Here is a 13,703-nt window from a genome sequence, read left to right as displayed (position 1 = left end):
TGAGGCATGACAAGGAGATGACGATTGCTGCGTCGTATCGACGCGGGTAGTTTTGTATCACCTGCTCTCTGACAGGTTGTTTACACGACGATGACACGCACGTTCGGAGTCGATGGAACTCTGACAGGCGACGATCAGTGGTTTGCTGGCGACGAGAAATCGCAAGCAGCGTCCGACGGCGTCGTATGCTTCGCGAAAGACAACGACGCTTGTTTGCGGTGTCGACTTGGTCGATCTGCTTGATCAGGTTCAGGTCGCATGCAATAACGCCGGCCCGCGATCAATCACCGAATGGCGTTGGGCCGGCTCATCATCGGCTGGAACTTGACGACGCTCTGGCTTGAGTCACTGTCGCGAGAATTTTGCGAATTGTTCCAGCTCGGTGATATCGGCACGGGCACGCTGGATGACGGGGCGGGGCAACGATGCCGAAGCTGACCTGGTTTCTGTTTCTGGTGTCCGCGCTCTGCGTTCTCGCCTCGAATGCGGCGTTGACCGCGGACAATTTCGATGATGAAGCGGCGCGCGGCGCCGGTGCTTTAGCGATGCCATCGCTTGAGGTTTCCACCACGGCTTCCGTGCGTGTGCCGAGTGCGCCTGCCGAGCAGCCAAGCGGGCCCGCGCGAAGGGGCAATCCGCTGTGGGAAATCCCGTTTGAGATCCTCAGCGGTACGCGCGACCGTCCGGTGTTTTCGCCCTCGCGACGGCCGCCGCCAGTTGCGGTGACTGAGGTCGCAGTCGCGAAGCCACCGCCGCCGAAGCCGACGCAGGAGGAGCGTCCTCCGCAGCTTTTGCTGGTCGGCACCGTCAGCGGCGACGACCGGCGCTTCGGCATTTTCGTCGACCAGACCTCCAAGGCTGCCCTGCGTTTGAGAATAGGCGAAGAATATCAGGGCTGGAGATTGCGTGCGGTGCAGGGCCGCGAGGCGACGTTCGCGCGCGACCAGCAGACCATCGTCCTGAATTTTTCGGAGCCCGGCACGGTTGCGCCGATGGCGTCGCGCGTCGAAGTCGCGGCTGTGGCGTCGCCGACCGACGAACCCAGGCCGCCGCATGTCCATCGTTAGCCGATGGGGCGATGTTCCTCAGCCGCTGATTGTGCGATCATAGATTGTTGCTCCTGTTTTGCCCGACGTGTCAATTGCTCTACGAATGGGCGATGGAGTACCCGGCACCCCAATCCCTACTTTGCATGGGGTTGTTTTCGCGTTTTTTGCGGAGGGGGCGGGAAGCGGGCGTGCGGCACGCCGATTGACTCCGTTGTCCCCGTGATTCAAAACCGTCCTCAACAGTCAAGAACAAGAGGACAACGCCTATGACCGACGCGCTGATCATCGATGCCTGCCGCACTCCGCGGGGCGTCGGCAAGGCCGGCAAGGGAGCTCTCTCCGGCATTCATCCGCAGCAGCTTGGCGCCACCGTGCTGCGCGCGCTGGCCGATCGCACCGGCATCAACACCGCCGATGTCGACGACATCGTCTGGGGCTGCAGCGCGCAGGTCGCGACGCAGGGCGGCGATCTCGGGCGGATGTCGGCGCTCGATGCCGGCTATGACGTACGCGCCAGCGCGGTGACGCTGGATCGTTTTTGCGGCTCCGGCATCACCAGCGTCAACATGGCGGCATCCTCGATCATGGCGGGCGCCGAAGATCTCGTCATCGCCGGCGGATGCGAGATGATGTCGATGGAGGGACGTCGCGGCGGCGGTCCGATGATGATGGATAGCGGCAATCTGCGCCTGCGTGCGCGGCACCCGCAGTCGCACCAGGGCGTCTGCGCCGATGCGATCGCGACGCTGGAAGGCATCACGCGCCAGGACGTCGATGCGCTCGGCCTCGAGAGCCAGAAACGTGCAGCGCAGGCGATGGCCGGTGGCCACTTCAAGAAGAGCCTCGTGCCTGTTCACCGCGAGGACGGCAGCCTTGCGCTCGACCACGAAGAATATCCGCGGCCGCAGACCACGATGGAAGGGCTCAGCAGCCTGAAGCCTGCGTTTCCCGCGATTGCCGATTATGCGCTGGACGACAAGGGCACGACCTATCGCGGCCTGATCCTGCAGAAATATCCTGATCTCAACATCGACTTCATGCACCACGCCGGCAACTCGTCCGGCGTCGTCGATGGCGCGGCTGCGATCCTGCTGGCGTCACCGTCCTACGCCAAGACGCATGGTCTCAAGCCGCGCGCCCGCGTGGTGGCGATGGCGAACATGGGGGACTCGCCGACCCTGATGTTGAACGCACCGGTGCCGGCGACGCGCAAGGTGCTGGCGAAGGCCGGGCTCACCATCGACGACATCGATCTGTTCGAGATCAACGAGGCATTTGCGGTCGTCGCGGAAAAATATATCCGCGATCTCAAGCTCGACCGCGCCAAGGTCAACGTCAATGGCGGCTCGATCGCGCTCGGCCATCCCATCGGCGCGACCGGCTCGATCCTGATCGGCACCGTGCTCGACGAGCTCGAACGGCGCGACCTCAAGCGTGGTCTCGTCACCATGTGCGCGGCCGGCGGCATGGCTCCGGCGGTCATCATCGAGCGTATCTAGCCTTATTTTTCAGGGTGAATCGCGCTCCTGCTCCGGCAAAGAGGCCGCTCGTCGCTTGTCGAAAGCATCGAATCAGCTTTAGCAAGGCTGCTTGCGGGCCTTTGAAACAAGGCAAAAACCGCTGCCCGAGGCACCTTCCGTTCAGGAAGTAGCTAAAATGCAGGGTTTTTTGCCTCAAGGGGCCAAAAAAGCCCGTAAAACCGCGACAAAACTGTGCAGAAGGCTATAGGCCTTCGCCGGTTGGTCTAATATGCAACCGGCAACGAATCAGAGGAGACACGATGCCGACCCAACTTTCCAAATCGCAGCTGATCGAAAAGATCGCGACCGCCACCGAGCTTTCCAAGCGCGACGTCAAGAGCGTCATGGAGACGCTCACGGACGTCGGCCACAAGGAGCTCAAGAAGAACGGCCTGTTCCTGGTGCCGGGCTTCGCCAAGTTCGTGGTCATCAAGAAGCCCGCGACCAAGGCTCGCAAGGGCACCAACCCGTTCACGGGTGAAGAGATGATGTTCAAGGCCAAGCCGGCCCGGAAGATCGTCCGCGCCCGCCCGGTCAAGGCCGCCAAGGACGCCGTGGCCTGATAACGCAAAGGCCCCCTCGATGAGAGGGGGCCTTTTGTATCGAGTGACCGCAGGGGCCGATACGGAGGGGTTCAGCCCTTGCGGCGCTTGACCCGAACCGGGATCGGCTGAAGCCGTGGCTCGGGTCCTGCAAGCGCATCGCGCACCCGGTCGATGGCCCGATCGAGCAATTGGCGCAGCTTCTGCGTCTTCCGCGATCGCTTCGCTTCTTCCAGCAGTTTCTTCATTGCATCACTCCGCCGCTTCGACTTTCGCATCGACTTGGGCTTCCGCCGGCTCGAGCGCTGCGGCGATGGCCTCGTCGACGCGCTCCAGCCAGATGAATTCGAGCTTGTCCCGGGCGCTCTTCGGGATGTCGTCGTAGTCCCGCTTGTTGCGCGCCGGCAGCATCACCCGCTTCAGTCCGGCGGCGGCCGCAGCCACCACCTTCTCCTTGATGCCGCCGACCGGCAGCACCAGCCCGCGCAGCGAGATCTCGCCGGTCATCGCCGTGTCGCTCCGCACCGTGCGATTGGTGAGCAGCGACGTCAGCGCCGTGAACATCGCCACACCCGCGCTCGGTCCGTCCTTCGGGGTTGCACCCGCCGGCACGTGAACGTGGATGTCGCTCTTCTCGAACAGCTGCGGATCGATGCCGAGCTGCGTGGCTTTGCTCTTCACCAGCGTCATCGCCGCCTGCACGCTCTCGCGCATGACGTCGCCGAGCTGGCCGGTCAGGATCATGCCGCCGCGGCCGGGCACGCGCGAGGCCTCGATGAACAGGATGTCGCCGCCGACCGGCGTCCAGGCAAGGCCGGTGGCCACGCCGGGAATGCTGGTGCGTTGCGCAATCTCGCCTTCGAAGCGCGGCTGGCCCAGCACGGTGCCGATGTCGTTCGGCGTCACCACGACCTTCGCAGCCGTTCCTTCGGCGACCTGCACCGCGGCATGGCGGAACAGCTTGCCGATCTCGCGCTCGAGGTTACGCACGCCGGCCTCGCGGGTGTAACCCTTGACGACCAGCTTCAGCGCCTCCGGCTCGATCTCGGCCTGCTCGGCGGTCAAGCCGTTGGCCTCGAGCTGCCGCCGCACCAGATACCGCTTTGCGATCTCCAGCTTCTCCTCCTCGGTGTAGCCGGCAAGGCTGATCAGCTCCATGCGGTCCAGCAGCGGACCCGGAATCTGGTCGAGCATGTTGGCGGTCGCGATGAACACCACGCGCGACAGGTCGAACGGCACGCCCAGGTAATTGTCCCGGAACGTCCCGTTCTGCTCGGGGTCGAGCACCTCCAGCATGGCGGCGGAGGGATCGCCCTGCACGCCACGGCCCATCTTGTCGATTTCGTCCAGCATCATGACGCAGTTGCGTGCGCCCGCCTTCTTGATGCCCTGGATGATGTTGCCGGGCAGCGCGCCGATATAGGTGCGCCGGTGACCGCGGATCTCCGCCTCGTCATGCACGCCGCCGAGGCTGACGCGCACGAAGGGGCGCTCCATCGCACGCGCGATGGATTGGCCGAGCGAGGTCTTGCCGACGCCGGGCGGACCGACGAAGCACAGGATCGGCGCCTTGCCTTGCGGCGCGAGCTTGCGCACGGCCAGATATTCGATGATCCGGCTCTTGATCTTCTCCAGGCCGAAATGATCGGCATCCAGGATGCGGCGCGCTTCCTTGATGTCGATCGGCTTCTCCGCGGGCAGCGCCCACGGCAGCTCGATCAGCCAGTCGAGATACGTGCGGACCATTCCGGATTCACCGGCAGCTTCCGGCATGCGCTCGTAGCGGCGCAGCTCCTTCTTGGCGTGCGCATCCGCTTCCGGCGGCATGTTGGCCTTGGCGATGGCAGCCGTCAGCTCGGCGACCTCGGCGGCCTTGCCGTCGCCTTCGCCCAACTGGCGCTGAATGGTCGCCATCTGCTCGCGCAGGATCGCCTCGCGCTGCCGCTCGTCGAAGCTGGCGCGAGTCTTCTGGCCGATTTCGTTACTGATGCGCAGCACCTCCAGCCGCTCGGCCAGGTGCTTCGACACCTTCTCCACGCGCAAAGCGAGGTCGATGGTCTCCAGCACCTCCTGCTTGTCCTGCGGCCTGATGTCCATGAACGAGGTCGCCAGATCGGCCAGCGCGCCGGGCGCGGTGGTGCTCTGGAACATCGCGACCAGCTCGGGCGGCGCCTGCGGCAGCAGCTCGATCGCCTCGATGGCTTGGCGTTGCAGGTTCAGCGCCCGCGCCTCGATCTCGGGCGAGGACGTGGTCGGCTCGGGGATCTGCTGGATGCGCGCAGCCGGAAACGGCGTCCCCGGCAGGAAGTCGAGGATGCGCGCGCGCTGGACGCCCTGGCAGACGATGTGATGCGTGCCGTCGGGCGCGGTGATGTAGCGTACGATGTTGGCGATGGTCGCGACGCGATAGAGATCGTCCGGGCCGGGCTCCTCGGTCTCGGGGCTGCGCTGCAGCACGATGCCGATCGGCCGCTGCTCGCGCAGCGCCTGCTGCGCGGCGGCGACGGACTTCGGCCGTGCGATCGCGATCGGCGCGATGGCGCCGGGAAACAGCACCATTTCGCGCACGGGGATGATGATCAGTGCGTCTTCGGGGATCTTCACGTCAGGATTGGTCTGTGCGGTATTCATCTGTTCGGTGGCCATGATCGACCTCAGGATTTGGCGAGGCGCAGTGCGACGCAGCCGTCCATCACGAAGCGGCTGATGGCGTAGCGGCCAAGGGGAAGCGCGATGCGCCGCTCGAAGCGGCCCTGCGGCAGCTCGAGCCGGTGGATGCGGGCGTTGCGAAGCTCCGGCGGCAGTGTGCGCTGGCCGGAGATGATCAGCACGCCGTCCTGGATCACCGTCTCGACATTGTCCGGATTGACGCCGGGAAGCGCGACGAGGATCAGGAGCTCATGCTCGGTTTCGAGCACGTCGATCGGCGGTTCCCAGCAGGCTTCCTGACGGCCGAACTGCTGGCGCAGCCGTTCGCCGCGGGTCAGCTGGTCCAGGGCTTCGGACAGCATCCAGTCGAAGGGATTTTTGGGTTGCATGGCAAAACTCGGGGAAGGCGCTGCGGTTGGAAAACGAGGATATGGTGATGGTTCCCGCAAATTCCAGCATCGCGCGCTTGGAGCATGCCTGGCCCTCGAAGGAGGGGAGGCCCTTGCGCTCAGACGCATCGACGCCGCGGAGATGTTCCGCGGCGTCGAAGGCATTAGTGGGGCGCGGTCCGCAGATCAGGCGGCGGCGCGGTATTCTTCTTCCGCTTCGAGGTTGATGACGGAGGTGGCCAGCTCGCTCAGCGCGTGGTCGGTCGCCTCCTCCTCGTCCAGCGTGGCCTGGAGCAGCCTTGCGGCGTCCGGCATGCCGAGCTCTTCGGCCCAGGTTCGCAGCGTGCCGTAGCGGGAGATCTCGTAATGCTCGACGGCTTGTGCGGCTGCGAGCAGGCCGGCGTCGAGGGCAGGGGCGTTCTTGAAATCCTTCATGATCTCGGCGCCCTCGTCGGTGATGCCGTTGATCGCCTCGCACGGCTTGCCGCGCGCCGGCTTGCCCAGCATCTTGAAGATCTGCTCCAGCCGTTTCACCTGGCCCTGAGTTTCGCGGAGATGCTTGTTGAAGGCGGCCGCGAGATCCTTCGAATGCGCGGCCTTGGCCATCTTGGGCAGCGTCTTGATGATCTTGTTCTCGGCGTAATAGATGTCCTTCAGCGTCTCCAGAAACAGGTCGCTCAGCATCTTCGGCGCCTGACGCGGGCGGCGCGTCGCGGCGCTTTTCTTGTTCGCACGTTTCTTTGCTTGTTTAGCCATAAATCCTCCTCTTGAGGGGCACGGGAAGGCAATCCCGTCCTCAATCCTCGCGCGACCAAGACGCGGCGAGGGCAAATGTTCCTCGCGAGGGCCGTGTCGAGCCGTTATGGATGGCAGCAGCACCTCGCGTGAGACACCCCGCATGCTCGACTTTGCCCTGTCCGCCTTCGTGACGCTGCTGCTGGTGGTCGATCCCGTCGGCCTTGCGCCGGCGTTTCTGGCCGCGACCGGGGGCATGCCCGACAAGATCAAGCGGGCGGTCGCGCTGCGCGCCCCTTTCATCGCGGCCTCGATCCTGGTCGTGATCGCGCTCGTCGGAAACTGGCTGTTGCGCCAACTCGGGATCGGCATCCCCGCGTTCCAGATCGCGGGCGGGCTGCTGCTGTTCGGCGTGTCCTACCAGATGATCTTCGGTGACCGGCCGCATCGCGAGGCGCGGGAGGCCGACAAGGCGACCGCAGAGCATGCCTCCGATGTCGCCGTGTTTCCGCTCGCCATCCCCATGATGGCCGGCCCCGGGGCGATCGCGACCACGCTGCTGCTGACGGGCGATGCCGGCTATGGGGCGAGGCTCGCGATCATCATCGCGGTCGTCTTCTCGGTCTGCCTGCTCTGCATGCTCTGTTTCGTCTCGGCGAGCCTGATCGCGCGGACGCTGGGGCGCACCGGAAATGCCGTGCTGTCGCGCGTCCTCGGCATGCTGCTGGCGGCCTATTCGGTGCAATTCGTGATCAACGGGATTGCGGCCGTCCGGGCCAGCCTGTCATAGGGTTTCCTTGGGGCTGCTGAAATCTGTTAATATATTGATTTTACGATATAATTCGTGGCACGGCAGGGCCGCCGGCGCGACGGCGCCTGAACAGGTCCGCTTTCGCTTGCACTGCCATATTGCTTTGACGTACTTCGGGTCTAACAAACGCCCATCGCCAAGAAGGTCGAGATGAAATCGGGATGTCGATGACAGCGGACGAACTCGACAAGAGACAGGCCATCATCGACGCCTGCCGCCGCATGAACGCGCTCGGCATCAACCAGGGCACCTCCGGCAATATCAGCCTGCGACATGGGAACGGGCTCCTGATCACGCCCACCAGCGTGCCCTATGACACCATGACGCCGGACCAGATCGTCTTCATGGCGATGGACGGCTCGCATGCCCCCGAGCAGAAGCCATCCAGCGAGTGGCGCTTCCACCTGGACATCCTGAAGGCGCGCGCCGACGTCAACGCCGTCGTGCACGCCCATCCGACCTATTGCACCATCCTGGCGATCATGGGCCTGGACATCCCGCCCGTGCACTACATGATCGCGGCCGCCGGCGGCGACAACATCCGCTGCGCGCCCTATGCCACTTTCGGCACGGCGGAGCTGTCCGAGCATGCGGTGAGCGCGCTGGTCGGCCGGCTTGCCTGCCTGCTCGACCATCACGGCATGATCGCGGTCGGCAAGACGCTCGACAAGGCGATGTGGCTCGCCGTCGAGGTCGAGACGCTGGCGCGGCAATATCACGGCTGTCTCCAGATCGGCAAACCGCCGTTGCTGTCGAGCGCCGAAATCGAACGGGTCCGCCATCGCATGGCCGGCTACGGCATGTCGGAAGGGTAGGACGGGCAGACGGTGTTCGCGCGGATCAGATATTTCGTCGACGGCAAGGGGACGAACCGCACCATGGTCCGGCTGCGCGCACTGCTGCGCAGCAACGAGTTCTACCTGATCCCGCTCTCGCTCGTGATCGGCACGCTGGCCGGCGCGATCGTGACGCTGATGGCCGAGATCGCGCAGATCGCCCATGTCGTGATCTACGGCATTCCCATCGACGTGCGCCTCTCCGCCAACACCTATATCAATCCCTGGGCGGCGCTGATCGCGCCGGCGCTTGGCGGCTTGGTGCTCGGCATCATGGAGTGGTGGCGGCGACGGTGGAAGATTTCCAGCGCCGTCGACCCGATCGAGGCCAATGCGCTACGCGGCGGCAATCTGTCGATGCGCGACAGCATGGTGGTGTCGAGCCAGACGCTGATCTCGAACGGCTGCGGTGCCTCGGTCGGCCTCGAGGCCGGCTACACCCAGATCGGCTCGGGCGTCGCCTCACTGTTCGGCAAGTTCTTCAATCTCCGGCGTAACGACCTCCGCTTGATCGTCGGCTGCGGCGCTGCGGCGGCGATCGCGGCGGCCTTCGGCGCGCCGATCACCGGCGCGTTCTACGCCTGCGAGCTGATCGTCGGCGTTTATTCGGTCGGCAGCGCCGCGCCGATCCTGGCGGCCTCGCTTGCGGGCGCACTGACCGCGCAATGGCTCGGCGGTGCGCCGTACTCGATCGAAATCCCGAAAGTCAGCGCCGTCGGCGTCGAGCAATATCTGGCGCTGATCGGGCTCGCGCTCGTCACCAGCGGCGTCGGCATTGCGGTGATGCGCTCGTCATCGATGTTCGAGCGGCTGTTCAAATGGCTGCCGGTCTGGCTGCGCCCGGTGATCGGCGGCCTGATCGTCGGCGGCTTCGCGATCGTCACGCCGCAGGTGCTGGCTGCCGGCCACGGCGCCATGGTGCTCGATCTCTTCCACGACATGACCATCGGCCTGATTGCGATCATCATCGCGCTGAAGGTGACGGCCTGCCTGATCTCGCTCGCGTCCGGCTTCCGCGGCGGACTCTTTTTCGCCTCGCTGTTCGTCGGCAGCCTGATCGGAAAGTTCTTCTCGGCGGTGCTGCTGTTGATCAGCCCGAACTTCGTTATCGATCCGCTGGTGGCGATGCTGACCGGCATGGCGACGCTCGGCGTCGCCATCGTCGGCGGTCCGCTAACGATGTCGTTCCTCGTGCTCGAGATGACGCGCAATGTCGACGTCACCGCCGTGGTGCTGGCCGGCTGCATCGTCACCTCGATCTGCGTCCGCTTCATGTTCGGCCACTCCTTCTCGACTTGGCGCCTGCATCTGCGCGGCGAGACCATTCGCAGCGCCAACGACGTCGGCTGGCTGCGCAACCTCACCGTCGAGCGCCTGATGCGCTCCGACGTCGGCAAGGTGCCGTCAACCACGACGATCGCTGCGACCCGAAGCGAGTTTCCGCTGGGATCGCGGCCGGGCATCGTCATCGTCAACAATACTGACGAATACGTCGGTCTGGTCCTGCTGCATGATCTGTTCTCCAGCGATCTGGACACCATCGCCGACGACATCCAGATCATCGAGCTCGCGCGCCTGACCGAGATCGTGCTGATCCCGGAAATGAACGTGAAGAGTGCGATGGCGGTATTCGACGAGGCCGAAGCCGAAATGCTGGCGGTGGTCGATTCCACCGACAGCCGCAAGGTCGTCGGCTTCCTGACCGAGACCACCGCCCGTCGCCGCTATGTCGAGGAGATCGACAAGGCCACGCGCGGGGTGTTGGGCGCTTTGTCGTAAAGCGCGCCTCGAGCAAGTTGACGCTGGCACGCGCAGCGGACTTGCCAGATCGTTCACAACCTCTAGGCTAGAGACGGACGGCAGGGCTGGTGCCTGGCCGCATTCAACGACGAGGGACGTGCGATGTCGGACACGCTTCGCCTGTTGCTTGCCTTGCTCGAACTCGGGCCCCGGTTGAAGGATCTGTTGGGCGACAAATGGCCCCCTTACGGCGAGGAATTGCAGGACCTCGCCGGGCGCGCCGGCGACGGCGAAGATCCGGACAAGCTTCGCCAGTCGCTCGACCTGCTGGTCGTACGGCTGCTGGCGGAGCCGCCGGCCATGGAACTCGTCGAGCGCGTGATGGCAGACATGGCGGCGCCCGTTGCCACCAGGGAAACCGTGATCCGTCGCGGTCGGGTGTCGCCGCCCGTCGTCCCGAACACCGTCCAGCCAAGCACGGATGAGACGACGGGCGTCGTCACCATCCCCGTCTTCTACGGCACCGACCGCGCCCGCGGCGACGACACGCCGGCGCATTATTTTGGCGGGGCGCGCGGAACGCTGTCCTTCGGCGTCGCGGAGGTCAGCGTGCCCACACGCGACCGCGACCTCGGCGAGCTGACCAGCCCGAGCTGGTGGCGTCTCGAATTCTCGGCCAATCCCGAGAAGCACGTGATCCTCAAAACTGTCGCGGCGCTTGCGCGGGACGCCTTCGTCACGAGCCTGAAGGACTCGCTCGCCGCTGCGGGCGAGCATGATGTCCTGATCTTCGTGCACGGCTACAACGTGACGTTCGAGGATGCGGCGCGGCGGGCCGGGCAACTTGCAGTGGATCTGAAATTCGCAGGCCGGACGCTGCTGTATAGCTGGGCGTCGGCGGCGGACACCAAGAAGTACACCGTGGACGAGAGCACGATCGACTGGTCGCGCGATCATTTCGAGGCGTTTCTCCAGCTCGCGCTCGGCGAAATCGGCGCCGGCAAGGTTCACATCATCGCACACAGCATGGGTAACCGCGCGGTGATCAACACGCTTGAGCGGGCGACCTCCTGGCAGTTGCCGGCCGGCGCCGCAAAGCTCGGTCAAATCATCTTTGCCGCGCCCGACATCGACCGCGACCGTTTCGTCCAGCTCGCCGCTAAGTTCAAAGGCTGCGCCGCGCGCGTCACGCTCTATGCCTCGTCCCGCGACGTCGCGCTGCTGGCCTCGAAATTCGTGCACGGCTATCCCCGGGCGGGTGAGGCTGGCGATGCGCTGACGGTCGTCGACGGCATCGATACGATCGATGCGTCGCTGGTCGACACCAGCCTGGTCGGCCTGCACCACTCTTATTTCGGCGAGAAGCGCTCGATCCTGAATGATATGTTCAATTTGATCGCGCAGCAGCTCGCACCCGACCAGCGCTTCGACCTCCAGGCCTCAGGCGATGCGCTCCGGAAGTACTGGAGCTACAGAGCCTGAGGTCGAACTGCGTCATTCTAGCTGGTCCACCTCGCGCAACACTGGAAACAGCTTCATCCATAGCAGCGCAATCGCGATGGTGCCGAGACCGCCGAGCGCGGCGGCCGGCGTCGCGCCGAGCAGGGCCGCCGCCATGCCGCTCTCGAACTCGCCGAGCTGGTTGGAGGCGTTGATGAACAGGAAGTTCACGGCACCGACGCGGCCGCGCATCGTATCCGGCGTCGCCAACTGCACCAGCGCGACGCGGACGACGACGCTGATAGTGTCGGCCGCGCCCATCGCGGCGAGCGCGATGACCGAGAGCCAGATGTTCTGCGACAGCGCGAATACGATGGTCGCGAGCCCGAAGGCGATCACCGCCTGGAACATCCGCAAGCCCGCCCGCCGCGCGATCGGATGGCGTGCGATGATCGCGGTCATGCAGAGCGCTCCGACCGCGGGCGCCGCGCGCATCACACCGAGCGCCCAGGGACCGGCCTGCAAGATGTCCTTGGCATAGATCGGCAGCAGCGCGGTGGCGCCGCCAAGCAGGACCGCGAACAGGTCGAGCGAGATCGTGCCGAGGATCGCGGGATTGCTGCGGACGAAGTGCAGGCCGGCGAACAGCCCGTCGACACTTTCGTGCTCGGAAGGGGCGACGCGCTCGACCCGGATCAGCCCGCTGAGGCCGCACGCAATCAGCGACAGCACCGCCATCAACGCGAATGGCGCGCTCGGCGACAGCGCGTAAGCGAGACCGCCAACGGCCGGGCCGCCGATGGTCGCGACCTGCCAGGCGCCGGTTGCCAGCGCGGTTGCCCGTTGCAGCATGCCCTCCGGCGCAGCGGCTGGCAGCAGCGCAGACGAGGCCGGGCTTTCGAAGGCGCCGGCGAGGCCGAACACTGCGAGTACCGCGAAGATCTCGGGCGCGGTCAACGTGCCCATGAATAGCCGCATGGCGAGATAGAAGGCGGCGAGCCCTTGCGTCAGCTCGCAGAGCTGGACGATGCGGCGGCGGTCGTAACGGTCAGCGGCGTGGCCGGCGACGAAGACGAGCAGGGCGCTTGGAATGAACTGCACCAGACCGGCGAGACCGAGATAGAAGGCGCTGCCAGTCAGCGCATAGATCTGCCAGCCCACCGCGACCGTTGTGACCTGATAGGAGAATTCCGACAGGGTGCGCGAGGCGATGTAGAGCAGCAGCGGAGGATGTCGCAACAGCGCGACGGACGAAGCGGGAAGTGTGGAAGCTTGATCCAAGGGAATGGCATTCATGGAAAGACGCGTCAGTCACGTTGAACCCTGAAATTGGCATCGATCCCGACGGCGTCGGTTGATGCGTTGGTTCACGTAAACGCTTACGGCGGCCGGAAAAGCGGCGCGGCTGTTCATTATCCGCTCAGGTTGAATGGATCAAGCTGGATCTGCCAGTTCGGTCTACAATCGTTCCAAGCGTGGCAGATTGCCGCGATCACGAAACCATTTCGGTGCTTTGCGCATTATCTACTGTTTCCATATCTCTTTTTTGGGCGAGAACAGAGGACGTTAAGATGAGCGACAGGTCCGTGAATTCGAAAGTTGGCCGCAGCGCTGCGCTGGCCGCGTTCACCAGTCTCGCGCTGGTCGTGGCGTCCCTATCGCCGTCGGTTGCTGCGTCGCCGGCACCAGCCAAGGCAGCGCCCGCGGCGGCTCCGGTGGCAGGGCAAGGCTCATCCAATGCGACCGATTTCAGCTCTGCGCGGCGTCGTCACTACTATCGACGCGGACCGAACGCTGCGGGCCTTGCCTTTATGGGTGTCGCGGCCGGTCTGATCGGAGGCGCGATTGCCGAGAGCCGGCGCGAGGAATATTACGACAACTACTACTATGGCGGCGGCCCGCGCTATTATGGTCCCGGTCCCGGATACGGCTATTACGGCGGACCGCGCTACTACAATCCGTACTGACGGGTTGCCCGACCAGGCTGAGCAA

13 protein-coding genes are annotated in these 13,703 nt (G+C 64.8%); 8 read left to right on the top strand and 5 right to left on the bottom strand.

The window, feature by feature from the left end:
• The first annotated feature begins 425 nt into the window (after nucleotides 1-425).
• From FXB40_RS04905 to FXB40_RS04895, 3 genes are all read left to right on the top strand, one after another.
• Nucleotides 426-1,067 carry a hypothetical protein gene (locus FXB40_RS04905; RefSeq protein ID WP_148771081.1) on the top strand — a complete coding sequence of 214 codons (642 nt, stop codon included), beginning with the start codon at nucleotides 426-428 and terminating at the stop codon, nucleotides 1,065-1,067.
• 248 nt (nucleotides 1,068-1,315) lie between these two features.
• Nucleotides 1,316-2,548, top strand: coding sequence for an acetyl-CoA C-acetyltransferase (locus tag FXB40_RS04900; RefSeq protein ID WP_148771080.1), 1,233 nt, complete (start codon nucleotides 1,316-1,318; stop codon nucleotides 2,546-2,548).
• Between the two features lie 281 nt (nucleotides 2,549-2,829).
• A complete protein-coding gene (locus FXB40_RS04895) occupies nucleotides 2,830-3,132 on the top strand; it encodes an HU family DNA-binding protein (protein WP_148771079.1) in 303 nt (100 codons plus the stop codon).
• Between the two features lie 71 nt (nucleotides 3,133-3,203).
• Here FXB40_RS04895 and FXB40_RS47685 read toward each other — a convergent pair whose 3' ends face one another.
• The 4 genes from FXB40_RS47685 to FXB40_RS04880 all read right to left on the bottom strand — a co-directional run bounded on the left by FXB40_RS47685 (nucleotide 3,204) and on the right by FXB40_RS04880 (nucleotide 6,905).
• The gene (locus tag FXB40_RS47685; RefSeq protein ID WP_187436673.1) at nucleotides 3,204-3,359 is read right to left on the bottom strand and encodes a hypothetical protein; all 156 of its coding nucleotides are present in this window, start codon (nucleotides 3,357-3,359) and stop codon (nucleotides 3,204-3,206) included.
• A 4-nt stretch (nucleotides 3,360-3,363) separates the two neighbouring features.
• Nucleotides 3,364-5,757 carry an endopeptidase La gene (lon, locus tag FXB40_RS04890; RefSeq protein WP_148771078.1) on the bottom strand — a complete coding sequence of 798 codons (2,394 nt, stop codon included), beginning with the start codon at nucleotides 5,755-5,757 and terminating at the stop codon, nucleotides 3,364-3,366.
• Between the two features lie 8 nt (nucleotides 5,758-5,765).
• The gene (locus tag FXB40_RS04885) at nucleotides 5,766-6,149 is read right to left on the bottom strand and encodes an Hsp20/alpha crystallin family protein (RefSeq protein WP_148771077.1); all 384 of its coding nucleotides are present in this window, start codon (nucleotides 6,147-6,149) and stop codon (nucleotides 5,766-5,768) included.
• A 186-nt stretch (nucleotides 6,150-6,335) separates the two neighbouring features.
• Entirely contained in the window at nucleotides 6,336-6,905 is a 570-nt protein-coding gene (locus FXB40_RS04880) for a YciE/YciF ferroxidase family protein (protein WP_148771076.1), read from the bottom strand.
• Between the two features lie 142 nt (nucleotides 6,906-7,047).
• Here FXB40_RS04880 and FXB40_RS04875 point away from each other — a divergent pair, with 142 nt between their 5' ends.
• From FXB40_RS04875 to FXB40_RS04860, 4 genes are all read left to right on the top strand, one after another.
• The gene (locus FXB40_RS04875; RefSeq protein WP_148771075.1) at nucleotides 7,048-7,674 is read left to right on the top strand and encodes a MarC family protein; all 627 of its coding nucleotides are present in this window, start codon (nucleotides 7,048-7,050) and stop codon (nucleotides 7,672-7,674) included.
• Between the two features lie 182 nt (nucleotides 7,675-7,856).
• A complete protein-coding gene (locus FXB40_RS04870) occupies nucleotides 7,857-8,510 on the top strand; it encodes a class II aldolase/adducin family protein (RefSeq protein WP_187436672.1) in 654 nt (217 codons plus the stop codon).
• Between the two features lie 12 nt (nucleotides 8,511-8,522).
• Complete coding sequence (locus tag FXB40_RS04865) at nucleotides 8,523-10,310, top strand: chloride channel protein (RefSeq protein ID WP_148771074.1); 1,788 nt, start codon at nucleotides 8,523-8,525, stop codon at nucleotides 10,308-10,310.
• Nucleotides 10,311-10,433: 123 nt separating this feature from the next.
• Nucleotides 10,434-11,753, top strand: coding sequence for an alpha/beta hydrolase (locus FXB40_RS04860; protein WP_148771073.1), 1,320 nt, complete (start codon nucleotides 10,434-10,436; stop codon nucleotides 11,751-11,753).
• A gap of 12 nt (nucleotides 11,754-11,765) precedes the next feature.
• Here the strand turns inward: FXB40_RS04860 and FXB40_RS04855 are convergent, their stop codons facing one another.
• A complete protein-coding gene (locus tag FXB40_RS04855) occupies nucleotides 11,766-13,007 on the bottom strand; it encodes an MFS transporter (RefSeq protein WP_148771072.1) in 1,242 nt (413 codons plus the stop codon).
• A gap of 275 nt (nucleotides 13,008-13,282) precedes the next feature.
• Between FXB40_RS04855 and FXB40_RS04850 the strand changes: the two genes are divergently transcribed.
• Nucleotides 13,283-13,678, top strand: a complete 396-nt coding sequence (locus FXB40_RS04850; protein WP_148771071.1) for a hypothetical protein — start codon at nucleotides 13,283-13,285, stop codon at nucleotides 13,676-13,678.
• Nucleotides 13,679-13,703: the final 25 nt, after the last annotated feature.

The organism is Bradyrhizobium rifense, from assembly GCF_008123425.1.
Taxonomy (GTDB): domain Bacteria; phylum Pseudomonadota; class Alphaproteobacteria; order Rhizobiales; family Xanthobacteraceae; genus Bradyrhizobium; species Bradyrhizobium rifense.
This window is presented reverse-complemented; position numbering and strand designations above follow the sequence as displayed.